The organism is Paenarthrobacter sp. 4246, assembly GCF_040546855.1.
Taxonomy (GTDB): Bacteria; Actinomycetota; Actinomycetes; order Actinomycetales; family Micrococcaceae; genus Arthrobacter.
The window spans coordinates 148,869-172,021 of record NZ_JBEPOP010000008.1 but is presented as its reverse complement, the minus strand read 5'-3'; the positions used below and the strand labels follow the sequence as shown (position 1 = coordinate 172,021).

At 63.3% G+C, this 23,153-nt stretch carries 24 protein-coding genes; 12 read left to right on the top strand and 12 right to left on the bottom strand.

Features of this window, described 5'->3' with window-relative positions; genetic code table 11:
• Positions 1–69: 69 nt before the first annotated feature.
• Entirely contained in the window at positions 70–651 is a 582-nt protein-coding gene (locus ABIE35_RS16265) for a phosphohydrolase (protein ID WP_354516492.1), read from the bottom strand.
• 47 nt (positions 652–698) lie between these two features.
• Positions 699–1,490, bottom strand: coding sequence for an SDR family NAD(P)-dependent oxidoreductase (locus tag ABIE35_RS16260; protein ID WP_354516490.1), 792 nt, complete (start codon positions 1,488–1,490; stop codon positions 699–701).
• Positions 1,491–1,593: 103 nt separating this feature from the next.
• Between ABIE35_RS16260 and ABIE35_RS16255 the strand changes: the two genes are divergently transcribed.
• Complete coding sequence (locus tag ABIE35_RS16255; protein ID WP_354516489.1) at positions 1,594–2,223, top strand: TetR/AcrR family transcriptional regulator; 630 nt, start codon at positions 1,594–1,596, stop codon at positions 2,221–2,223.
• A gap of 20 nt (positions 2,224–2,243) precedes the next feature.
• On the opposite strand, the gene ABIE35_RS16250 is transcribed toward ABIE35_RS16255, so the two are convergent.
• A complete protein-coding gene (locus tag ABIE35_RS16250) occupies positions 2,244–3,362 on the bottom strand; it encodes a serine hydrolase domain-containing protein (RefSeq protein WP_354516487.1) in 1,119 nt (372 codons plus the stop codon).
• A 25-nt stretch (positions 3,363–3,387) separates the two neighbouring features.
• Positions 3,388–4,275, bottom strand: a complete 888-nt coding sequence (gene gluQRS, locus ABIE35_RS16245; RefSeq protein ID WP_354516485.1) for a tRNA glutamyl-Q(34) synthetase GluQRS — start codon at positions 4,273–4,275, stop codon at positions 3,388–3,390.
• A 363-nt stretch (positions 4,276–4,638) separates the two neighbouring features.
• Between gluQRS and ABIE35_RS16240 the strand changes: the two genes are divergently transcribed.
• Positions 4,639–5,097, top strand: a complete 459-nt coding sequence (locus ABIE35_RS16240; protein ID WP_354516581.1) for an Lrp/AsnC family transcriptional regulator — start codon at positions 4,639–4,641, stop codon at positions 5,095–5,097.
• A gap of 4 nt (positions 5,098–5,101) precedes the next feature.
• Here the strand turns inward: ABIE35_RS16240 and ABIE35_RS16235 are convergent, their stop codons facing one another.
• On the bottom strand, positions 5,102–5,557 hold the full coding sequence (locus ABIE35_RS16235; RefSeq protein ID WP_354516484.1) for an Lrp/AsnC family transcriptional regulator: 456 nt from the start codon (positions 5,555–5,557) through the stop codon (positions 5,102–5,104).
• A gap of 103 nt (positions 5,558–5,660) precedes the next feature.
• Between ABIE35_RS16235 and ABIE35_RS16230 the strand changes: the two genes are divergently transcribed.
• Complete coding sequence (locus ABIE35_RS16230; protein WP_354516482.1) at positions 5,661–6,317, top strand: LysE family translocator; 657 nt, start codon at positions 5,661–5,663, stop codon at positions 6,315–6,317.
• Here the strand turns inward: ABIE35_RS16230 and ABIE35_RS16225 are convergent.
• The 3 genes from ABIE35_RS16225 to ABIE35_RS16215 all read right to left on the bottom strand — a co-directional run bounded on the left by ABIE35_RS16225 (position 6,314) and on the right by ABIE35_RS16215 (position 8,224).
• On the bottom strand, positions 6,314–6,781 hold the full coding sequence (locus tag ABIE35_RS16225) for an SRPBCC family protein (RefSeq protein ID WP_354516480.1): 468 nt from the start codon (positions 6,779–6,781) through the stop codon (positions 6,314–6,316). The genes ABIE35_RS16230 and ABIE35_RS16225 overlap by 4 nt on opposite strands.
• Before the next feature lies 1 nt (position 6,782).
• Positions 6,783–7,148 (bottom strand): ArsR/SmtB family transcription factor, encoded by a 366-nt coding sequence (locus tag ABIE35_RS16220; protein WP_354516478.1) that lies wholly within the window; start codon positions 7,146–7,148, stop codon positions 6,783–6,785.
• A gap of 104 nt (positions 7,149–7,252) precedes the next feature.
• Complete coding sequence (locus tag ABIE35_RS16215) at positions 7,253–8,224, bottom strand: hypothetical protein (protein WP_354516476.1); 972 nt, start codon at positions 8,222–8,224, stop codon at positions 7,253–7,255.
• 155 nt (positions 8,225–8,379) lie between these two features.
• On the opposite strand from ABIE35_RS16215, the gene ABIE35_RS16210 reads away from it, so the two are divergent.
• Positions 8,380–8,859, top strand: coding sequence for a DUF4383 domain-containing protein (locus tag ABIE35_RS16210; RefSeq protein WP_354516475.1), 480 nt, complete (start codon positions 8,380–8,382; stop codon positions 8,857–8,859).
• Between the two features lie 332 nt (positions 8,860–9,191).
• Here the strand turns inward: ABIE35_RS16210 and ABIE35_RS16205 are convergent, their stop codons facing one another.
• Positions 9,192–9,863 carry a GntR family transcriptional regulator gene (locus ABIE35_RS16205; protein WP_354516473.1) on the bottom strand — a complete coding sequence of 224 codons (672 nt, stop codon included), beginning with the start codon at positions 9,861–9,863 and terminating at the stop codon, positions 9,192–9,194.
• Between the two features lie 153 nt (positions 9,864–10,016).
• On the opposite strand from ABIE35_RS16205, the gene glyA reads away from it, so the two are divergent.
• The 7 genes from glyA to purU are packed head-to-tail and all read left to right on the top strand — an operon-like array spanning position 10,017 to position 18,941.
• Positions 10,017–11,402: a serine hydroxymethyltransferase gene (gene glyA / locus ABIE35_RS16200; RefSeq protein WP_354516471.1), complete on the top strand. Its 1,386-nt coding sequence runs from the start codon at positions 10,017–10,019 to the stop codon at positions 11,400–11,402.
• The gene (locus ABIE35_RS16195) at positions 11,399–12,619 is read left to right on the top strand and encodes a sarcosine oxidase subunit beta family protein (RefSeq protein WP_354516470.1); all 1,221 of its coding nucleotides are present in this window, start codon (positions 11,399–11,401) and stop codon (positions 12,617–12,619) included. The genes glyA and ABIE35_RS16195 overlap by 4 nt, the downstream gene beginning before the upstream one ends.
• 21 nt (positions 12,620–12,640) lie before the next feature.
• Positions 12,641–13,063 (top strand): sarcosine oxidase subunit delta, encoded by a 423-nt coding sequence (locus ABIE35_RS16190; protein WP_354516469.1) that lies wholly within the window; start codon positions 12,641–12,643, stop codon positions 13,061–13,063.
• 2 nt (positions 13,064–13,065) lie between these two features.
• On the top strand, positions 13,066–16,011 hold the full coding sequence (locus ABIE35_RS16185) for a sarcosine oxidase subunit alpha family protein (RefSeq protein WP_354516467.1): 2,946 nt from the start codon (positions 13,066–13,068) through the stop codon (positions 16,009–16,011).
• Positions 16,004–16,648, top strand: a complete 645-nt coding sequence (locus ABIE35_RS16180; RefSeq protein ID WP_354516465.1) for a sarcosine oxidase subunit gamma — start codon at positions 16,004–16,006, stop codon at positions 16,646–16,648. The genes ABIE35_RS16185 and ABIE35_RS16180 overlap by 8 nt, the downstream gene beginning before the upstream one ends.
• A complete protein-coding gene (locus tag ABIE35_RS16175) occupies positions 16,648–18,039 on the top strand; it encodes an L-serine ammonia-lyase (protein ID WP_354516463.1) in 1,392 nt (463 codons plus the stop codon). Before ABIE35_RS16180 ends, ABIE35_RS16175 begins: the two co-directional genes overlap by 1 nt.
• 2 nt (positions 18,040–18,041) lie before the next feature.
• Complete coding sequence (purU, locus tag ABIE35_RS16170; protein ID WP_354516461.1) at positions 18,042–18,941, top strand: formyltetrahydrofolate deformylase; 900 nt, start codon at positions 18,042–18,044, stop codon at positions 18,939–18,941.
• 93 nt (positions 18,942–19,034) lie between these two features.
• Here purU and ABIE35_RS16165 read toward each other — a convergent pair whose 3' ends face one another.
• The 3 genes from ABIE35_RS16165 to ABIE35_RS16155 form a co-directional block, all read right to left on the bottom strand.
• On the bottom strand, positions 19,035–19,538 hold the full coding sequence (locus ABIE35_RS16165) for a DUF456 domain-containing protein (RefSeq protein ID WP_014923055.1): 504 nt from the start codon (positions 19,536–19,538) through the stop codon (positions 19,035–19,037).
• Between the two features lie 155 nt (positions 19,539–19,693).
• Entirely contained in the window at positions 19,694–20,884 is a 1,191-nt protein-coding gene (locus ABIE35_RS16160) for an NAD(P)-dependent malic enzyme (RefSeq protein ID WP_354516459.1), read from the bottom strand.
• A gap of 282 nt (positions 20,885–21,166) precedes the next feature.
• Entirely contained in the window at positions 21,167–21,775 is a 609-nt protein-coding gene (locus ABIE35_RS16155; protein ID WP_354516457.1) for a TetR/AcrR family transcriptional regulator, read from the bottom strand.
• Positions 21,776–21,978: 203 nt separating this feature from the next.
• Here ABIE35_RS16155 and ABIE35_RS16150 point away from each other — a divergent pair, with 203 nt between their 5' ends.
• Positions 21,979–23,106, top strand: coding sequence for an FG-GAP repeat domain-containing protein (locus ABIE35_RS16150; protein ID WP_354516456.1), 1,128 nt, complete (start codon positions 21,979–21,981; stop codon positions 23,104–23,106).
• Positions 23,107–23,153: the final 47 nt, after the last annotated feature.

The window sequence follows — 23,153 nt, the reverse complement described above, 5'->3', positions numbered from 1 at the left end:
GGGGCCCGCTATGCGTCCCAAATCCCCCGCCAGGCACGCAGAGCAGGCCCCACAACGGGAGCGCAGGGGTTACTCGGGAGCGATCTCGTCCAGTTCCTGGAGCAGGTATGGGTTGATCCGCTCCAGGATCATCCGGACCTCTTCCCGGGGAACGGCCGTGTAGAGCACCGGGCGGGCATCGGCGTAGCGGGTGACCGGCGGCTTGTCCGGCCACTTCTCGGCAAGGGCCTGAACCCGTTCCGGGAGTGAGTTGTGGGCGTTGTCCGCGATCTTCACCAACGTGGCGTCGTGGTCCTCCGCAACAAAACGGATGCCGGCGTCGTAATCATCAGGGTCGTCGTGGAAGCGCCTGGTGACGCGCTCAATGATGCCTACCGCACGCTCGGAAACGCCCATTTCCAGCAGTGCCTGCCGGGTGATGGGAGTGTCCTCGGCGATGTCATGAAGGTAGCCGGCGATCTGGATGTCCTCGTCAAAGTCGGCCAGAGCATCGCCCACTGCCAGGACGTGCTCACGGTAGGGTCGCTTGAGCTTGTCCTTCTGCCGGTTGTGGGCCACCTCCGCCAGGACCTGGGCTGTCTCTACAGTGAAGTGTGGTTCGGTCATGCTGGCCTCCGGGTTGAACATGGGACCAACGGCGATCGATCCCATGTTCAGGCTATCGGTTGTTCCGGTGCGGCAAGCGCCGTGGGCGGGATCTACCAGTCCTGGACTGCGCGCGCTGCAATGGCTACGGTCACAGCCCTTGGCAAACGCTGGGCAACTCCGGCAGTGACCCGGTTGAGCCAACCGGAAACAACGCTACCGGGAGTGTCCTTGCGGTCCAGGGCCTTAATCGCTGTTCCAACAACCTGTTCGGAGGTCTGCATTTTGCCCACTGCTGCGGCCTCACCGCCGAGGACGTCGAAGAACTCAGTGCGCGTCGCACCGGGACAAAGGGCCAGGACGTTCAGTCCTGAGTTCTTGGTTTCGTGGGCCACGGCTTCAGTGAAGCTCAGGACGAAGGCCTTGGTGGCGCCGTAAACGGCCATTCCGGGAATCGGTTGGAAAGCGGCGGTACTGGCCACATTCACCAGGGCACCTTTCCCTGAGGCGAGCAGTTCCGGCAGGAAAGCCCGGGTGATGTCCACCAAGGCGGCCACGTTCAAGGAAATCTCAGACGCAATGGTCTCCGGATCTTCCTCAACCAAAGGCCCATGGGTGCCGAAGCCCGCGTTGTTGATCAACGTGTCCACGGTCATCCCGCGGCCAGCCAGTGAGTCGAAGAGCTCGCGCCCCACTCCTGCGCGGCCCAGGTCCATGGGGAGCACGGTTACGGTGACCCCGTGGCGGGAGCGCAGGGCCTGGGCCAACTCCTCCAGACGGTCTGCGCGCCTGGCCACCAGGACGAGGTTGGAGCCCCGGGCAGCAAATTGTCCGGCGAACTCGGCGCCGAGGCCGGAGCTGGCACCGGTGATGAGGGCAGTGGTCCCTGCATAGGTCATGGTCATGGCGGAATCCCATCGGTTGAGTCGGAGACTAATGTAGTCGCTGTCTACATGGTAGGCAGTGTCTACTTTGTTGTCAATGACTACATTGGCTTAGACTTGAGTCATGACTGACCAGCCCTACCACCACGGCAAACTCCGGGAGGCGCTCCTGGAGCGCGCCATGGAGACCATTGAAGAAGCCGGCGTGGAAGGACTTTCCCTGCGGCAGCTGGCCCGGGATGTCAACGTCAGCCACGGTGCCCCGGCCAAGCACTTCCGTGACAAGCAGGCCCTGATCGACGCCGTAGCGCTGGCAGGCTTTGAGTCGATGAACCGCCTCATACGGGATGCCACCCAGTCCAGCGATGACCTCCGCGCCCGCTTCGTCCGCGTCGGGAAGGCATACGTCGACTTTGCTGTTAAGCACCCCGCCCTGCTGACGGTGATGTACTCCACCAAACACCACCCCGATTCCAGCGAGGAACTGCGGAACACTGGCGCGCAAGGAATACACGTTGCCCAAGCCATGATCGCCGAGGCTCAGGAAGCCGGCGTCCTGGCCGACGGCGACCCGGGGACACTGGCCACGGTCTGTTTCGTCAGCCTTCACGGGACTGCCCTTCTCGCGGCCGGGGGACACTTGGACGGTACTTCAGTGGAGGACGTAGTCACCGCTACCACCGACACACTGTGGGCAGGCATGGCGGCTGGAGTCCCGGCTGCCCAGCCCAGCGAAACAGCCCAGCGCCGCTAAACAACTCAGCAGCAGTGCGGCTAAGCCGTGAGCCCAGCGATCACTTGACGCACCGCCGAGCTCAGTTGGAAGTTGCGGCAGCCCACTCCCCCGGGCTCCGCCTGCTGCGGCACGTACCCAAAGCCGAGTTCATACACAGGGTCCGCGAACCCCAAAGATGCGCTGGCGCCGTCGTGCCCGAATGCGCGGTAGCTGCCGAACGGCATCCGTGTGTGGGACTTCATGAAAACGGTGCCGAAGCAACCTGTCTCGCCAAAGACGCGGTCGATCCCGAAGACCTGCTCGCGGGTAACCCCACTGATGGTCTCCTCCGTCAGTAGAGGAGGAATAGCGGGTTCGCCGTCCAGCCCGGTCAGTGCCGCCGCGTAGATCCTTGCCACCCCTTCCGCACTGGCAACACCCGCCACAGAGCTCATACCGGCCGCCCGGACCTCGCGGATGTTGGGCAGATCCAGGATGTCGCCCACAGCTGCGTTTGCGGCCAGGCCGAAGTGGCTGGCCGGATCCACCCAAGGCCACGAGGGATCGGCCGCCCAGCGGAAGGGAGCGAAGCGGGCCTCTTCGGCGTCGGGCAGGCCAAGGTAGAAGTGTGCTCCAGTCACGGCCCTGATCCGCTGCTCAAAGACGTCCTGGAGGGTGGCACCGGTGATCCGGCGGCACAGCTCCTCCATGAAGATACCGATGGTCAGTGCGTGGTAGCCGAAAGCAGCGCCGGGTTTCCATACCGGCGGCAGTTTGGCCAGCTTGGCGGCTGCGAGCCCGGAGTTGTTGACCTCGTGGAGGGTCAGGCCGCCTTCAATTCCAAGGAGCCCGGCCTGATGCGAGAGAAGCTGGGCAACGGTGATCGAGGCTTTCCCTTCGACACCAAACTCCGGCCAATACTTGGTCACCTCGGCATCAAGGTCCAAGGTGCCGTCCTGAACCAGCAACGCCATCACCAGGCCCGCCATGCCTTTGGAGCAGGAGAAGACGCCCGTGACCGAATCCGGGCGGATATGCGGTCCGCCGCTGAGGTCCAGCACTTTGACGCCGCGGTGGTAGGCCGCGACTTGCGCCGAGTAATCCGGATCCTGATCAAGGAAACTGCCGAAGAGCTCGGCGACGGGTTCGAAACCTGGGGCGATCACCTGTGCATGCATCCAGACAGCCTACGTGGTTGGCGTTTCAGGGCCGGGGAGTTTTCCACACCCACGGCTCCCTGGGGAGGCTTTTGGGGTAGAAATGCGGCAGCGCCTCCTCCAGGGTTCCGGCGGGCAGGCCCAGAGATTCAAGGATCAGGTCACGGACCCGCTCAACAGGAATTCCGACGGCGGCGAGGTCGCCCAGCGTGACCGCACCGTCGCGCTTAGCCAGCCTGGCGCCGTCGTGGTTTACCACCAGCGGCACGTGGGCATATTCAGGAACGGGCAGGCCCAGCAGCGTCGCCAGGTAGGCCTGCCGTGGGGTGGAAGGGAGGAGGTCGTCGCCGCGCACCACCTGGTCGATTCCTTGGGCGGCGTCGTCCACCACCACTGCCAGATTGTAGGCGGTGACTCCGTCATTCCGGCGCAGCACAAAGTCGTCCACCAGGCCCGCATGGATGCCGGACAGCTGGTCCTCAACAGCCCACTCGACAACGTCCGCTTGGAGGCGGATCGACGCCGGACGTGACGCGCGCCGGATCTCCCGTTCAGCGTGGGACAACCGCCGGCAGGTTCCCGGATACGCGCCCTGCGGCGCGTGCGGCGCCGACGCTGCTTCCTGGATTTCCCGGCGGGTACAGAAGCATTCATAGGTGCGACCATCAGCGGTGAGGCGCGCAATCGCTTCGTCGTAGAGCGCCGCGCGCTCAGTCTGGCGTACGACGGCGGCGTCCCACCTGACGCCGATGGCCTGCAGGTCGCGGAGCTGCTCCGCCTCGGCGCCGGACCGGGCACGGTCCAGGTCCTCGACGCGCAGCAGGAAGTCCCTGCCGCTGGACTTCGCGAAGAGCCAGGCCAGGATGGCCGTGCGGAGGTTGCCGACGTGTAGTTCGCCGGAAGGGCTCGGGGCGAAACGGCCAGCTGAAGTCATGGTCCAAGCCTATGTGGCTGCGCTGCGCGGCGTCCGCCGGGAACCGGGCAACGCAAGAGCCCCTCAGCTACCGCAACGATCCGGTGGCTCAGGGGCTCTTACTGTGCTGCCCGCACGATACGGGCGAGTGCAGAATGACAATGCTGTGAACAAGAGTCAATCAGCGGCTGCTTCCTTGCGGGAAACCTGTGCAGGGATCCGGGTGGTGTTCCGGATGCCTGGTGCCTGCGGGGTCCGGCGGTAGCCTTGCCCTGCTTCGTTGTCACCATTTGAGCAGGAGACGTACAGTTGGTGCAACGGACTCCTCTATGATTGGTCGATTTGACCAGTCTGCTCGGAAAACTTGGACAGGAAGTGGTCACTTTGCAGGAACTCGACGCAACGGACCGGCGAATCCTGGCCGCCCTCGATGACGATCCCAGGGTGCCCATCATGGTGCTGGCGCAGAAGCTGCACCTTGCTCGCGGAACAGTTCAGTCGCGCCTGGAACGAATGACGGCATCCGGAGCACTGCGTCCCAACAGCAGCCGGGTCCTGCCCTCCGCTTTGGGACGAGGTGTAGCCGCCGCCGTCAGTGCCGAACTGGACCAAAGCCACCTGAACGAAGCCATCGCCGCACTCCGGGATATCCCCGAAGTCCTCGAGTGCCACGCACCCGCCGGCGATACCGACCTCATCATCAGGGTGGTGGCCAAGAGCCCGGACGATCTGTACCGGGTGTCCGAAGAAATCCGCCTGTGCCCCGGAATTGTGCGCACATCCACCAGCATGTTCCTCAGGGAAGTGATTCCGTACCGGACAACCGGGCTGTTGGCGGAGTAGGGCCTTACACGGGTGGCCCGATGTTGGTCTTCAGGTTCTTCATCACCAGGGTTGACGTGAGACGTTCGACGGCGGGAAGCGCCGCCAGTTCCTCGTCATAGAAGCGCTGATACGCGGGCAGGTCCGCCGCGATGACCTTGAGCAGGTAGTCCGGAGATCCGAAAAGCCGCTGGGCTTCGACGATGTTGGGGCTGGCGGTGACGCGCTCTTCGAACTCCGCCATGATGGTGCGCTCCACCTGCTTGAGGGTGACAAACACTATCGCTTCGAATCCCAGCCCCAGTGCGGCAGGATCGATGTCCGCGCGGTAACCACGAATCACCCCTGAGGTTTCCAAATCGCGGAGCCGCCGGTGGCATGGAGCAACGGTCAAACCTACCTTCGAAGCGAGGGCCGTGGCGGTCATTCGGCCGTCTTCTTTGAGATGGCGCAAAATACTTCTGTCTATACCGTCAATCACGCAATAATATTACCAATTCAGCAGCTTCAAGAGCTAAATAAGGGAACACTTATGGGCCATTTTTCCCTAGAGTTTTCCTACCAACTAGCCTTGGAGAGAAAACGTGAACCCCCAGCTGTTCCTGGCCTTCATGATCGTCGCCGTGAGTTTGGCGTGCACGCCCGGCGTCGACTGGGCCTATTCAATTTCGGCCGGGCTGAAGCAACGCAGCTTCGTGCCTGCTGTCGCCGGCCTATGCAGCGGTTACGTCCTTCACACGCTGCTGATGGTGGCAGGACTGGCGGCCCTCTTGGCAGGAGTTCCCGGGCTTCTGGGGTGGCTGACTATCGCCGGGGCGGCCTATCTGCTGTGGCTGGGCGTGGCAACCATCCGCTCGTGGCGAGGTGCGAGCTTCAGTGCGGAAGGCGGCGTCGTACAGTCCGGCAACCAGCTCCGCACGTTCCTCCAAGGCATGGGCACCAGCGGCATCAACCCCAAGGGCCTGCTCTTTTTCATCGCGCTGGTGCCACAGTTCGTCAGCCCCGAGGCAGCACTGCCTGTTCCCATCCAATCGGGCTTGCTGGGCCTGACCTTCGTGGCCCTTGCCGGGGTGGTGTACACGGCGGTGGCGTTGACCTCCAGGAAGCTCCTTGCTTCCCGGCCCGGCGCCGCCCGTACGGTGACCCTGGTCAGCGGGATCATCATGATCGGACTGGGGACAGTGCTGTTGTCGGAGCAACTCCTACCGCTTCTGCCGCAGATTCACGCGGTAAGCAGCTAGCCGGCCAGCAGTTCATCCAGCCGCTCATATCCTTCGATCACGCCATAGTCCATACCCGTAGCCAAGGCCATGTCGCGCGCTTCAACGGACGGGTAGACCTCGTGGGCCGACATCCGCGTCCGGCCATCAATTTCCTCGAAGGTGGTGGTGCTGATGACCACCTGGTTGGGCGCACCCTCGAATTCGACGGTCTGGATAATCAAGGCGTCGGATTCAACGGTGTGAAAAACGCCGCGGAACCCGTACATGCCGTTCTCATCCCCGCTTTCGTAGCGCCAGCTGCCTCCAGTGGTGGCGTTGTACTCGGTAATTTTGGTCACCGTGCTGCGCGGGCCAAGCCATTTAGCCAGAAGGTCCGGATCAACGTGGGCTTTGAAGACCGCACTGACCGGGGCTTCAAATTCGCGGACCGTGTCCACGAACGGGACGCCGTTATCAGCGGTGATGGTTGTTGGATTGCTCATTTCAGTTCCTCTTTCCTTTTTGTTCCTGATGTGGGGCGCCGGCGGCCGGGGAGCCGCCTGCCAGCAGCTGATCCAGCTGCCGGAAGCGGGACTCGGCAATCAGCCGATATTGGTCGATCCAGGCGGTCAGTTGCTCCAAGGCTGCCGCATCCAAATGGACCGGCCTGCGCTGGGCGTCGCGGGAACGGGTTACCAGGCCTGCGTGTTCCAAAACCTGAATGTGCTTTGAGACCGCCTGCTTGGTGATGGCGAATGGTTCCGCGAGCTCGTTAACAGTGGCGTCTCCCCTGGACAGCCGGGCCACCATGGCCCGCCGCACCGGATCCGCCAAGGCCATGAAGGCCCTGTCCAGAGCTTCTTCTTCCATTGCCGCATCAACCTCTCGTATCGACCATTATCAACCAAATCATTGATCAACTCTTTGGTTGATTAAGAGACTACGCCTCTGCACCCAGGGTCGCAAGAGCTTTTTTACTCGCCGCCCAGCTGCCTGAAGTCGTTCTCCCACAGGCGCCGCATTTCGGCATCCTTCCGGATGACCTCCAATGTCTCCAGCTCGGCAGGCGGGGCCGGGCGCTTGGAGCGTGGAGTCAATGTACGCCGGCCTTGGTCAAGTGCCAGCAAAGCCCGGTCAGTCAGGGCATCGTTCTTCAGCGCCAGGTTGGTCTTCCGACGTCGAAGGACTTCCTTCAACGCCACCTGGGCGGATTCAAAGTCGCCCCTGGCCCGCTGCGATCGTGCCCGAATCAACAGCAGCGCCGCCGAGAGGTCGTCAGTATTCAGCAAACCTTCGGTCCACAGCACCACATCGCGGTGCCGCTCCAGCGAATACGCCGCCGTGCAGCGCGCCAGGGCCGAAGGTAACGACGGCGGCAATCCCACCACTGCTTCCAACGCCGACTCGGTCATCCCCATCTCCCGGAGGCAATGGGCCAGCGCCAGGAACACGGATTCCTCGCTGAACAGAACCGGAACCTCAATGCGTTCCGCTACCTCGACTTTGGTGACCACCTGCCCCAGGTACATAGCCGAGAACTGGCTGGCGTCGTCGTCGATCCTTGTTGTTAAACCACGCTGCAGCAACTCCGAAGCCCTCAGGAACCCGCCGTGCTTGTACGCGAGCAAGCCCGCCATCACATGGCATAAGCCGGCCCACCCGGGGTTCATGCGACCGAAAGCGAGAAGCCCATCAGGCTCCGTGGAGCTGAACACCGCGTCGTGCATCGCCTTGGCAGTCTTGGAGGAGAGCATCTTCAGCCTGGGGACATTACCCACCACGGACAACCTCGCGTGGTCACGGCCGCTCAGGACCCCGGAAAGCACGTCATTGACGCCGTCGGCCAGGCCACGGACCGAGGTGCGGACGTAGCCCTCGCGGAAAGGCGTGAGATCTCGGGTGTCGTGGAAGATCGTGTGCACACGTCCGTTCGGAGCTTGGCTCATGAATCCATGCTAACCGCCGCTGAACTGGGCACATCCCCTGCTATCGGAGGCATTTCAGGAGTATTATGGCGGCGTCGGCAAGGTTTTGCGACACCCCTTGCCGCAGGTCGGCTCTCCATGAGAAGAGCCGCTTCACCGCGTGAAAGGGAGGACTGATGACCACCGCTTCGCACCCCGCCGAACACCACCACATGATGGGGTTGACGCTTCGCAACACCGCCATGGGCGTTGGCATAGTATTTCTGCTGGTAGGTGTCCTGGGCTTCATCCCGGGAATCACCACCAATTTCGGCGCCATGACCTTTGCGGGACATGAATCCGGCGCCATGCTGCTTGGAGTCTTCCAAGTGTCCATACTCCACAACATCGTTCACCTGCTGTTTGGCGTGGCCGGCTTGGCCATGGCAAGGAACCCACGCATGGCCCGCCTGTTCCTCCTGGGCGGCGGCGCCGTGTACATCGTTCTTTGGATCTACGGCCTGGTCATCAACCAGGAAACCGGCGCCAACTTTGTCCCGTTCAACACCGCTGACAACTGGCTGCACCTGATCCTTGGCGTTGCCATGATCGGTTTGGGTGCCTGGCTGGGCAGGGATGCCATGGACGAAACAACAACAGCCCGACGGAAGATGTAAACCTTCCCGCACGCGTTGTGAACAAACGACGGCGACCGCTCCCCTTGAGGGGACGGCCGCCGTTTTCTTTCACATCCAGGCCATTTTCGTCCCTCTATCACATCCCTAGCCCATCACCCCCACGCTCTCTCACTTGGCTGAAGATGGCCGCCCACCGTTAGGCAACCCAACAAGTGCCAATGCCGCAGCCAGGGGCGGCTGGCGTCGCACCCAAGCACGCGGGATGTGAGAGAGGGACCCGCCCAAGCACGCGGGATGTGAGAGAGGGACCCGCCCAAGCACGCGGGATGTGAGAGAGGGACCCGCCCAAGCACGCGGGATGTGAGAGAGGGTCAGAGGACCTTGCGGATGGTCTCTTCGAAGCTGACTACGTGGTGCAGGGCGAGCTCGGCAGCGCGTTCTTCGTCGCCGTCGGCGATGGCCGTGAGGAGGTCGGCGTGTTCGGAGATATGACCGGACACGGAGGGCATCTTCTCAAGCATGTGGCACCAGATGCGGGTGGCGAGGTTGTCGTACCGGATCAGGACGTCTTCGAGGTGCGCGTTGGCGGAGGCTTTGTAGATGAGCCGGTGCACCTGGATGTCGTAGCGCATGAGTTCCTGGGAAGAATTGTCCTGGCCTTCAAGATCACGGATGGCGGCAGCGACACCGCGGAGCTCTGAACGCATGGCGGGGCTGGCCATGCGGGCAGCCTTCCTGGAGGCGAGCGGTTCCAGCAGCTCGCGGATCTCGGAGACTTCGGCGAGCTGGGTGATGTCCACGCCGGTCGCGAAGGTGCCGCGCCGCGGGTACGACACCACGAGGTGGTCGCTCTCAAGGCGTTTGATGGCTTCACGGACGGGGGTGCGCCCGATTCCCAGTTCGGCAGCAATCTGGCCGTCGTTAATGGGGTCGCCGGGCTTGATGTCCAGCATGATGAGCCGGTCGCGCAGCAGCAAATAGGCGTTCTCCGCCAAGGACGTACCCTGCGGAACTGATTCCAGTGCTTCCAGTGCTGCGCTCATTAGTCTCTCCCGTTAGTCGCATTCCCAGTCTGCTGGATGAGTTACCGCTGACCTGTTGACGACTATGTGATCTCCAACATACTATGGCAATAGTTCTAATATATCAGTTGCCTAACAGTCGGCCGCTAGAACAAGCCTTTGAAGGAGAACACCATGGTTGAACCGCTGATCCGCCCGCTTGCACAAGCGGACCCGGAGGTCGATCAGGCGATCGCCCAGGAACTCATCCGCCAGCAGTCCACGCTGGAAATGATCGCCTCTGAGAACTTCGCTCCCACGGCCGTCATGGAGGCCCAAGGATCGGTACTGACCAACAAGTACGCCGAGGGCTACCCGGGCAAGCGCTACTACGGCGGCTGCGAGCACGTCGATGTGATCGAACAGCTGGCCATCGACCGCCTGAAGTCCTTGTTTGGTGCAGAGTTCGCCAATGTACAGCCCCACTCCGGAGCCCAGGCCAACGCCTCAGCCATGCACGCGCTGATCACCCCGGGCGACACCATCATGGGACTGAACCTGGCACACGGCGGCCACCTGACCCACGGCATGCGCATCAACTTCTCCGGCAAGCTGTACAACGTGGTCCCCTACGGCGTACGCGAGGACACCCACACCGTGGACATGGCTGAAGTTGAGCGCCTGGCGCTGGAGAACAAGCCGCAGCTCATTGTCGCCGGCTGGTCCGCGTACTCCCGCCAGTTGGACTTCGCAGAATTCCGCCGCATTGCAGACCTGGTGGGCGCCTACCTCATGGTGGACATGGCCCACTTCGCAGGTCTTGTGGCCGCAGGGCTGCACCCCAGCCCGGTGCCCCACGCCCACATCGTCACCAGCACCACGCACAAGACCCTCGGCGGTCCCCGCGGTGGCGTGATCCTGACCAACGACGCCGACATCGCCAAGAAGGTCAACTCGGCTGTGTTCCCGGGCCAGCAGGGCGGTCCGCTGGAGCACGTCATCGCCGCCAAGGCTGTTGCCTTCAAGATGGCCGCCGAGCCGGAGTTCCAGGAACGGCAGGTCCGCGTCCTTGAAGGTTCCAAGATCCTGGCCCAGCGCCTCCTCCAGGACGACGTAGCTGCAGCCGGCATCTCCGTTGTCAGCGGCGGCACCGACGTGCACCTGGTCCTCGCCGACCTCCGCCACTCGGTCCTGAACGGCCAGCAGGCCGAAGACACGCTGCACCGCATCGGCATCACCGTCAACCGCAACGCCGTCCCGTTCGACCCCCGCCCTCCTATGGTTTCGTCGGGCCTGCGCATCGGTACGCCGGCCCTCGCCGCCCGCGGCTTCAAGGCCGAGGACTTCACCGAAGTCTCGGACATCATTGCGACGGCGTTGATCGCCGCTGCGAACAGCGGCGCCGCGACAGCCGATACAGAATCAGGCACCGAAGGTGACGTGACCCTGGACGAGGCCACCGCCGTCGAACTCCGCCGCCGCGTGACCGCACTGGCAGAGAAGTTCCCGCTTTACCCGCACCTGAACAACAACGGCAATGGCGCCGCAACCGAAGCAGAACTGATTGGAGCAGCCCAGTGAGTGCAGACCACCTCCCCGAGCACCCGGACTTCCTCTGGCGCAACCCGGAGCCGAAGAAGAGCTACGACGCTGTGATTGTTGGTGGCGGCGGGCACGGCCTGGCCACAGCGTACTTCCTGGCGAAGAACCACGGGATGACCAACATCGCCATCCTGGAAAAGGGCTGGCTGGCCGGTGGAAACATGGCCCGCAACACCACCATCATCCGTTCCAACTACCTCTGGGACGAGAGCGCTGCCATCTACGAGCACGCCCTCAAGCTCTGGGAAATCCTCCCGGAAGAGCTCGAGTACGACTTCCTGTTCAGCCAGCGCGGCGTCATGAACCTGGCCCACACCTTGGGCGATGTCCGCGAAAGCGTACGCCGTGTTGGTGCCAACCGGCTCAACGGCGTGGACGCTGAATGGCTGGACCCGGAGCAGGTCAAAGAACTCTGCCCCATCCTGAACATCAGCGACAACATCCGCTACCCCGTGATGGGTGCTACGTACCAGCCGCGTGCAGGCATCGCCAAGCATGACCACGTGGCATGGGCCTTCGCCCGCAAGTGCGACGAACTGGGCGTGGACATCATCCAGAACTGTGAAGTCACCGGCTTCATCAAGGATGGCAACCGCGTCACCGGCGTCAAGACCACCCGCGGCACCATCAACACCGGGAAGGTTGGCCTTTGCGCCGCCGGGCACAGCTCAGTCCTGGCAGAAATGGCCGGCTTCCGGCTGCCGATCCAGTCCCACCCGCTCCAGGCCCTGGTCTCCGAACTGCACGAACCCGTCCACCCCACGGTGGTCATGTCCAACCACGTACACGTATACGTCTCCCAAGCCCACAAGGGCGAACTGGTGATGGGCGCCGGCGTTGACTCCTACAACGGCTACGGCCAGCGCGGCTCGTTCCACGTGATTGAAGAGCAGATGGCAGCAGCCGTGGAGCTCTTCCCAATCTTCGCCCGGGCCCACGTCCTCCGTACCTGGGGCGGCATTGTGGACACCACCTTGGACGCCTCGCCGATCGTGGGCCTGTCCCCGGTGGAGAACATGTTCGTCAACTGTGGTTGGGGAACCGGTGGCTTCAAGGGCACTCCTGCGGCAGGCCTGACCTTCGCACACACCATTGCCACGGGAGCACCGCACAAGCTGAACAAGCCGTTCGCGTTGGAACGCTTCGAGACCGGCGCCTTGATCGACGAACACGGCGCCGCAGCCGTAGCCCACTAGCCAGGACAGGACTGGAAAGACATGCTCCTCATTTCATGCCCCAACTGCGGGCCACGCGACGAAACCGAATTCCACTACGGCGGCCAGGCACACATCGCCTACCCGGAGAGCCCCAACGACCTCACGGACCGCGAGTGGGCTGAATACCTGTTCTACCGCGAGAACACCAAGGGCACCTTCGCTGAGCGCTGGGTCCACAGCACAGGCTGCCGCCAGTGGTTCAACATGCTCCGCGACACCGTGAGCTACGAAATCCACTCCATCTACGGGATGGGCCAGCCCCGCCCGGACCTACCGGCGAACTCCGGGAGAACGAAGAGCGACCCCACGCAGCCAGGCGAGTTCAGCCAGGCCGGGGACTTCGGCCAGGCAGGCGAACCCGGGCTCGCCCCCGGCGCCACAGCCCCCACGGCCACCACCCCCATCTCCTCGGAAGGAGTCTAGAAGTGACCAACAAGAACGCACGCCTCGCCACCGGCGGACGCATCGATCGCAGCATCTCCTGGCGCTTCACCGTGGACGGCCAGGAATTCACCGGCCACCCCGGCGACACCATCGCTTCGGCGCTGCTGGCCAACGGCCACATCAACGCCGGCAACTCCCTCTACGAGGACCGCCCCCGCGGCATCATGGCCGCCGGCGTGGAAGAGTCCAACGCCCTGGTCAAGATCGCTCCCCGCTTCCGCGGACACGTTGCCGAGTCCATGCTTCCCGCCACCGCAGTGTCCTTGGTGGACGGCATGAACATTGAGCTCCTCTCCGGCCTTGGCAAGCTGGATCCCAACGAGGACAAAGCTGAGTACGACAAGAAGTACGTCCACACAGATGTCCTGGTGGTTGGCGGAGGTATTGCCGGACTGGCAGCAGCCCGCGAAGCTGTCCGCACCGGTGCCCGCGTCATCCTCATTGACGACCAGCCCGAGCTCGGAGGCTCGCTGCTCTCCGGTTCCACCACCCCGGAACTGGCCGATCAGATCGAAGGCAAGCCAGCCCTGGAATGGGTTGCTGATGTTGAAGCCGAACTGGTTTCCGCCGGCGAATGCACAGTGCTGAACCGCACCACGGCTTTTGGCTCCTACGATTCCAACTACTTCATCGCAGCCCAGAACCGCACGGACCATTTGAGCGTTCCGGCAGCATCGGGTGTCTCCCGCCAGCGTATTTGGCACATCCGTGCCAAGCAGGTTGTCCTGGCCCCCGGCGCACATGAGCGTCCGCTGGTGTTCGAGAACAACGATCGCCCCGGCATCATGCTCGCCTCCGCTGCCCGCACCTACCTGAACCGATACGCCGTGGCAGCCGGTTCACGCGTGGTCATCACCACCACCAACGATTCGGCTTACGCACTTGCCGCGGACCTGAAGGCGGCAGGCGTTGCGGTTGCCGCCGTCGTCGATGCCCGTCCGCAGATCAGCGCGAAGGCCGCTGCCGCCGTCGAGTCCGGTGTCCGGGTCCTGATCGGCAGCGCCGTGGCTGACACGTCGGCGGACGAGAATGGCCGCCTGAATGGCGTCACCGTCCGCAGCATTAACGACGACGGCGAACTCACCTCGGGCGTCGAACAGCTCGGTGCCGATTTGCTCGCCGTTTCAGGTGGCTGGAGTCCCGTGGTCCACCTCCACAGCCAGCGCCAGGGCAAGCTGCGTTGGGATGACGAGCTCGCAGCATTCATTCCCACCGCTCCCGTAAGGGACCAGCACGTGGTGGGCGCAGGCCGTGGCAGCTTCGAACTCCAGGATTGCCTGGCAGAGGGCATCTCGGCAGGAGCAGCAGCGTCCATTGCCGCTGGCTTCGAATCAGCCACCACCCCAGTGGAACTGCAGGCACCTGTGGCCAGCGCTCCGAGCCGCCAGCTCTGGCTGGTCCCCGGCCAAACCGGTGAGCCCGGCGAATGGCACCACCACTTCGTCGACTTCCAGCGCGACCAGTCCGTGGCCGACGTCCTCCGCTCCACCGGGGCGGGCATGCGCTCCGTGGAACACGTCAAGCGATACACCTCCATCAGCACGGCCAACGATCAGGGCAAGACGTCCGGCGTCAACGCAATCGGCGTCATCGCCGCGGCGCTGAAGTTCGGCGGAGCTGAGAACATTCCGGGCGTCGGCGAGATTGGCACCACCGCTTACCGTGCGCCGTTCACGCCCGTGGCCTTCGCCGCCCTGGCAGGCCGCCAGCGTGGCGAACTGTTCGACCCCGCCCGCGTCACCTCCATCCACCCGTGGCACGTTGCCCAAGGCGCACTGTTCGAAGATGTTGGACAGTGGAAGCGCCCCTGGTACTACCCGCAGGCCGGGGAAGACATGGACACGGCAGTCCTGCGTGAATGCGCAGCGGTCCGCGACTCCGTGGGCTTCATGGATGCCACCACTTTGGGCAAAATCGAGATTCGTGGCAAGGACGCGGGCGAATTCCTGAACCGCGTGTACACCAACGCGTTCAAGAAGCTCGCCCCGGGATCCGCCCGCTACGGTGTCATGTGCACCCTGGACGGCATGATCTTCGACGATGGCGTGACTCTCCGTTTGGACGATGACCGCTACTTCATGACCACCACCACCGGCGGCGCAGCCAAGGTGCTGGACTGGCTGGAAGAGTGGCACCAGACCGAGTGGCCGGAACTCGACGTGGTCTGCACGTCCGTGACGGAGCAGTGGAGCACCATCGCCGTGGTTGGCCCGAAGTCCCGCGCAGTGATCGCCAAGGTCGCTCCCCAGCTCGCCGAGAATGGTGGCCTGGATGCTGAAGCCTTCCCGTTCATGACGTTCCGCGAGACCACGCTGGCCTCCGGAGTGCAGGCCCGCGTTTGCCGCATTTCCTTCTCCGGTGAACTGGCCTACGAAATCAACATCCCCTCCTGGTACGGGCTCAACACCTGGGAAGCTGTTGCTGCCGCGGGTGCCGAGTTCAACATCACCCCGTACGGCACCGAAACCATGCACGTACTTCGTGCCGAGAAGGGCTACCCGATCGTGGGGCAGGACACCGATGGCACGGTCACCCCGCAGGATGCCGGAATGGACTGGATTGTTTCCAAGGCCAAGGACTTCATCGGCAAACGCTCCTACCTTCGGCAGGACGCAAGCCGCGAGGACCGCAAGCACCTGGTGAGCGTCCTCCCCGTGGACCACTCGCTCCGTTTGCCCGAAGGCACGCAGCTGGTGGAAAAGGGCATCCCGGTCAACCCGGCCAACGGACCCGTCCCCATGGAGGGTTTTGTGACCTCCAGCTACCACAGCGCCGCGCTGGGCCGTTCCTTCGCCCTGGCACTGATTCAAAACGGCCGCAACCGCATAGGCGAGACCCTGGTGGCCTCACTGGGAGACCAATTGGTGGACGTGGTTGTTGGCGAAACCGTACTTTTCGATGCTGAAGGGACCCGCAAAGATGGCTGAAACAGCAACACCAGCAGAAACCGCACACGTCGACCGCGTCCGGAGCGCCCGCCGCAGCCCGGCCGAGCACCTGGCTGACGCCTTCGCCTCCGGCTCCGTGCCGGGCACGGTGACGCTCACCGAAATCCCGTACCAGGCCATGGTTGGTCTTCGGGTTCACGCGGCGTCCGACGCCGGTGCCCGCGTTGCGTCCGTGACCGGCGGCTTGCCTGCCGCTTGCGGTGAAGTGACGGGGACCGGTTCCGTGAACACCCTCTGGCTTGGCCCCACGGAGTTCATGGTGGTCGCACCGGAGGAAGCCCACGATTCCCTGGGCGGCACCTTGGTCAGCGATCTGACCAACGCCTTGGGCAACGACGCGGGCCAGGTGGTGGACCTGTCCGCCAACCGCACCACGTTTGAGCTCTCCGGCAGCCACGCCCGCGCAGTGCTGGAGAAGACCTGCGCCTTGGACCTGCATCCGCGGGTCTTCAAGGCCGGCACAGCTGTCTCCACTGAGCTCGCGCACATTCCGGTGATGCTCTGGAAGACTTCGGAGGAGTCCTACCGGATCTTTCCCCGGGCCTCGTTTGCCGACTTCCTGGGACGCTGGCTCCTCGACGCCATGCGGGAGTACGCCTCCCCAGAGGTCCCCTAATGGCACTGAGTGTGCTTGATCTGTTTTCTGTTGGCATCGGACCGTCGTCATCACACACGGTAGGCCCGATGCGCGCGGCAAAGCAGTTCACGGACGGTCTTGAATCGTCCGGCCAGCTTCCGGCCACGGTGCGCGTCCAGGCAGAGCTTTTCGGCTCCCTGGGCGCCACCGGCCGGGGCCACGGCTCAGACAAGGCCGTGGTGCTGGGGCTGCAAGGCCACTCCCCTGAAACCGTTAATACCCACACAGCCGATGACCAAGTTGCGGCCGCGGCACTCGACGCGGAATTGCGCCTGGCCGGCAACCACCGGGTGGACTTCAACTGGGACGAGGACGTAGTCCTGCACCGCCGCAAGTCGTTGCCCGCCCACCCCAACGGGATGACCTTCCGGGCGCTGGACCACACGGGCACCGTACTCCGGGAACGCAGCTACTACTCCATCGGGGGCGGCTTCGTTGTGGACGGCGACGTCTCCGGAGCCGACAAAGTGGTAGCCGATGACACTGTCCTGCCCTACCCTTTCACCACTGCAGACGAGTTGCTGGCCATCTGCCTTCGCGAAGGCAAGTCAATCTCGGACATCATGCTGGCCAACGAACTCGTGTGGCGCTCCGAGCAGGAACTCCGTGAGAAGTTGCTGGGCATCTGGGCTGTCATGCAGGAGTGCGTGGACAACGGTTGCTCTGCCGAGGGTATCCTGCCGGGCGGCTTGAAAGTCAGGCGACGGGCGCCGTCGTTGTTTAAGAGGCTTTCCGAAACTGACGCTGGCCTCAACGGAGCAAAATCTGCGGACCCGCTCCTCGCCATGGAATGGGTCAACCTGTTCGCCTTGGCCGTGAACGAGGAAAACGCTGCGGGCGGCAGGATTGTCACCGCGCCCACCAATGGTGCCGCCGGAATTGTCCCGGCCGTGCTGCACTATTACACCAAGTTTGTTCCGGGAGCCAACGACGACGGTGTCGTGCGGTTCCTGCTGGCGGCGGCCGCCGTCGGAATCCTGTTCAAAATCAACGCGTCCATCTCCGGTGCCGAAGTGGGCTGCCAAGGTGAGGTGGGCTCTGCCTGCTCCATGGCAGCTGCCGGGCTTTGCGAAGTCCTGGGAGGAACTCCTGAGCAAGTGGAAAATGCCGCCGAAGTGGGCATCGAACATAACCTGGGCCTCACCTGCGATCCCGTGGGCGGGCTGGTGCAGATCCCCTGCATCGAACGCAACGCGATCGCCAGCGTCAAAGCCATCAACGCCGCCCGCCTTGCCCTGCACGGCGACGGCAGCCACAAAGTGTCCTTGGACAAAGCCATCAAGACCATGCGCGAGACAGGCGCAGACATGAAATCCAAATACAAGGAGACCTCCCGTGGAGGCCTCGCCGTCAACGTAGTGGAGTGCTAGCAATGACTGCCATCCAAACTGAAACTACTGCTGCCGCCTCCCCGGAGACGACCGTGGAACACGTCCTCACCCTCGACTGCCCCGAAGGTCCCGGCATCGTGCACGCTGTATCCGGCTTCCTCTTGGAACACGGCTGCGACATCATCGACAACAAGCAGTTCGGTGACCGCGCCGAGGGCCACTTCTTCATGCGCGTGCATTTCGCGTCCGACGGCGATGCCTCCACGGTTGATGCCTTGCGGGAGGCCTTCGCACCGGTGGGTGATAAGTACAGCATGAACTGGCAACTGCAGCCCCAAGGGTACAAGCGACGCGTGCTGATCATGGTGTCCAAGTTTGGGCACTGCCTGAACGACCTCCTGTTCCGGGCACGGATCGGTGAACTGCCCATCGACGTGGTGGGCGTTGTGTCCAACCACACCGACCACCAGGGTTTGGCGGAGTGGCACGGGATCCCGTTCTTCCACATCCCTGTCACTGCAGCCACCAAGCCCGCAGCGGAGGGGCGCTTGCTGGAGATCATTGACGAGCTGGACGTGGAACTCATTGTGTTGGCCCGTTACATGCAGGTTCTTAGCGACGATCTTGCCCGCAAGCTGGATGGCCGTGCGATCAACATCCACCACTCGTTCCTGCCTAGCTTCAAGGGCGCAAAGCCCTACCATCAGGCCTACGCGCGTGGTGTGAAAACTGTGGGCGCCACCGCCCACTACGTCAACGGCGAATTGGATGAAGGTCCCATCATCGCCCAGCAGGTAGTGGAAGTGGACCACACGTTCGGGCCGGACGATCTCGTAGCCGCCGGCCGGGACACCGAATGCAAAGCCCTCAGCAACGCCGTTCGCTGGCACTGCGAGGGGCGGATCATCCTGAATGGGAACAGGACGATCGTGTTGAAGTAGGGCTCTGCAAGCAACCATTTCGATGGTTCCCTGCGCATACGCTGTTGCGAACGGCACTGTGTGCAGGGAACCATCGAATTGGCGGTTAAGGGCCTAACCGTTCACCGCGTTGATCCACACGCCGATGATCCACGTGCTCGCCGCGGCACACGCCAACCCGAACTCCACCAGGATTCCGATGCCCGTCGCCTTGAGCGCGGCACCACTGGAACGGACGGCTGTACGGAAGTCCCGCGTCCGTTGGACTTCGCTGAGCAGCAGCCCGACGGCGAACCCCACAAAGAGCCCCACCACGGGAATGACGAACATGCCCACCACGCCCAGCACCACGCCGATGAGCACCGACCGGTTGGGAATGCCGTGCTGCTTGAGCTTTCGTCCGGTGAGCACGGCGCTGGCTGCCATACCGGCCACCACGAACACCATGCCGACGGCGAAGATCACCCAGCCGAGCGGACCGGCGCCTCCCCAAATAGCCCAGGCCAGCAGGCTTGCACCGATGAGGATACTGCCCGGGAGTACGGGAATGATGGTGCCGGCGACACCTACCGCAATGGCCAGGCCGCACAGGATGGTCACGATCAGTTCGGCGTTCATGGCCCCAAGTCTATGCACAGCAACGCTGGCTCACTTATGGCCCCTTCAGCGCGCCATGGTACTTAGGGGACCCCACGGTGCCCCTGAACCAAGAACGACGGCGACGCTCCCCAGCACGGGAGGCGTCGCCGTCGTCGGTCTTGCGTAAGTAACCGCTATTCAGCCACGGCGGCAGCAACTGCCGCGGTGACGGCCGGCGCCACGCGGGCATCCAGCGGGCTCGGCACGATGTAGTCCGCGGAGAGGTCTTCAGCGGCCAGCTCAGCGATGGCGTTGGCTGCGGCGATCTTCATGGCGGGCGTGATGCGGCGGGCCTTGGCGTCCAACGCGCCGCGGAAAATACCGGGGAAGGCCAGCACGTTGTTGATCTGGTTCGGGAAGTCGCTGCGACCGGTGGCAACAACGGCCGCGTACTTCTGGGCAACCTCGGGGAGAACCTCCGGGTCCGGGTTGGACAGCGCGAACACGATCGACTGGTCGTTCATGAGCTTCAAGTGCTCTTCGTCCAACTTGGACGAGGAGACGCCCACAAAGACGTCTGCACCCGTCAGTCCTTCTCCCGGGCCGCCGGTGATGCCGCGGGGGTTGGTGCGCTGGGCCATGCGGGCCTTGACGCTGCCGGGGTCTGCCACAAGATCGGCACGGTCAGCGTTGACCACGCCCTTGGAATCGAGCAGGATGACGTCCTTGATGCCAACAGCAAGAAGAATTTCGGCAATCGCAATGCCAGCGGCGCCTGCGCCGGAGACAACAACCTTGAGCCCGGCCAGTTCGCGCTGGGTCACCTTGGCAGCGTTGGTCAGGGCTGCAAGAACCACCACGGCGGTGCCGTGCTGGTCGTCATGCATGACCGGGCAGTCCAGGGCTTCAATGAGTCGCTCTTCGAGTTCGAAGCAGCGGGGAGCGGAGATGTCTTCGAGGTTCACGGCGCCGAAGCTGGGGCGCAAGCGGACCAGGGTCTCGATGATCTCGTCCACGTTGGTGGTGTTGAGGACCAGCGGGATGGAATCGAGGTCCCCGAAGGACTTGAACAGGGCGGACTTGCCTTCCATCACCGGGAGGGAAGCGCTGGGGCCGATGTTGCCGAGGCCAAGGACCGCGGTGCCGTCGCTGACCACAACAACCAGGCGTTCGGCCCAGGTGTGGGTGCGGGCGAGCTCGGGGTTTGCGTGGATTGCGCGGCTGACCTGCGCAACTCCGGGGGTGTAGGCGATGGAAAGGTCGCGCTTGTTGTTCAGCGGCACGGTGCTGGAAATGGTCAGCTTGCCGCCTTCGTGGGCTGCGAAGATCTCTTCTTCGGTCAGTACCAGGGCGTCATTATCTGTAGCGATTGTCTCGATGGACACGTCTTTGTCTCCTCAGGCTAGCCGTGGACCCACGGCATGGTTCGGGCAGGAACAGAACTGCTGTAGCGGACCAAGGATGGCTGGTCCGGCGTTGCTTCTGCAGATAGGGGGGCTGCTAGCCGCTTCGGTATTTCCAGCCTAAGGAGCCTGCGGAGGTACAAGATTCAATACCAAGAGAGACGATTCGAGAGTAAAACGTTCAACCAGCTCTAATTGTGATCCACGTCATGCAAAAAACCGCATTCAGAAGCCTTGCTGGTCTAGACCAGAGTGCACAATCCGTCATTCTCCGGTTAGCAGTGAGCAGGCTTTCTTCAGATCTTTCTCCGCCTCAAACAGGGACAACCGTCGGCATCGAACGGCTTGGACAAGCCCACTGACGAGGTGAAGCAGGATCCTGGCACGCACGGAATCCTTGCCGGTGTCCTTGCTGAGCGAACCCACCACTTCCTCGGACAACGCATCGATCTCGCGCAGCAACTGTGCGGTGTCGTCGTCCTTGCCTGCTGGACGGATCAAGCAGTGCTCCACCCCCGGCTGCATGACCCTCAGATGGAAGATTTCCATCATCAAACCCGCGAGCGCGTGCCCTTTACCTTCGCGGCGACGGACGCCATCCCGGAGCTCCCGCAGCTGCTGCCTGTACACGGCCAGCATCAGGTGGGCTGTTGAGGGAAAGTAGCGGTACAGCGTGCCGAGCGGGATGTCAGCCCTGGCCGCGACGTCGGAAAGGCTCAACGTATCGAACTGCCTCTGGGCAAAACCCGCAGCCGTCTTCAGGATGCGGGCATAGCGCAACTGCTGCCGCGGGGTGGTTGGCGCGGCAGCCATACGGGGCAACCCCGTAGTCAGGTCAAGGGAATACGGTTCCAGTGAGTTTGAGGCGGGCATTTCCGGCGATCTCTTGGCAGGCTGACAAGGAAGCGGCCGGCTGGGGTCAAGGACCCGCGGCTGGCCGATCGCATCAATGATACGGGAGCTATATGACCGTTTCCTGAGAGCTCACCAGACAAGAAAGCGCGCATGCCGCTCCCTGCCATTGGCGTTCCGCGCACATACACTGCAGGCAGGTCTGGATCACGGGAGGAACGCGCATGGGGACATTTCGACGACGGATGGCAGCGGCGCTGCTGACCGCCGCTGTGGCGGCCATGGCACTGAGTCCGCTCCCGGCGTCGGCCGCGCAAAGCAGCGGACCCGATCCCGTCCTCAGTGGAGAGGCGTTCGTCGGCGGCAAGCTCACCGTAGACATCGGCCCGTACACGTTCTATGGCTGCGGCGGCGGCAAGGGACCGGACTTCACCATCTACTGGACCAGGGACGGATTCCTGGTGGCCGGCGAGACCGCCCGGACTTACGCGCTGCAGCCCGACGACACCGGGGCCCGGATGGCCGCCCATGTCACCGCCAGCAAGACGGCCTGCAGCGGCGAATCCCTGCACAGCGACGAAACCAAACCCGTGGGCGCCGCCAACCGGGAGGCCGGGTTCACGGGCAGGAGCTACGAGTTGCTGGCCCGCGGCACCGACGGCGCGTTGCAACTCTACGGCCGAAAGGGAAGCGCGTGGGAAGCAGCACGGACGGTGGGTTGGGGTTGGAACATCTTCAACCTGACCTTCTCGCCGGGCGACTTCAACGGCGACGGCAAGGGCGATGTGATCGCCAAGGACTCTTCAGGAACCCTGTATCTCTATGCCGGCGACGGAACCGGTGGCTGGAAACCGGCACAGACCATTGGCAAGGGCTGGAACGTCTTCGACACGATCGTGAGCCCCGGAGACTTCAACGGCGATGGCCACAACGACGTCCTCGCCCGCGAACCCGGCGGCGCTCTTTACCTGTACCCGGGCAATGGTTCCGGGGGTTGGTTGGCGAGGACCGCCGTCGGGCAGGGCTGGCAGATGATGGATGCGCTGCTGACGCCGGGGGACTTCAACGGCGACGGCAACGTGGACGTACTGGCCCGGGACCGCAGCGGCTATCTCTATTTCTACGGTGGCAACGGTGCCGGCGGATGGACGAGGTCATGGTTGATCGGGGTCGGCTGGAACGCTCTGAAAGCAGCGGGCGCCGCCGGGGACTTCGACAATGACGGTTTCAACGATGTCTATGGCGTCGACCAGCAGGGTCGATTGGTGATCTACTACGGCAACGGGCGCACCGGATGGCGCGGGTCTGAGATCGCCGGTCATGGTTGGAATGGATTCACAGCGATCTTCTAGGGAAAACCCCCGCGCGGTAGAATTAGCCCCATAAAGTCTGGGGAGGA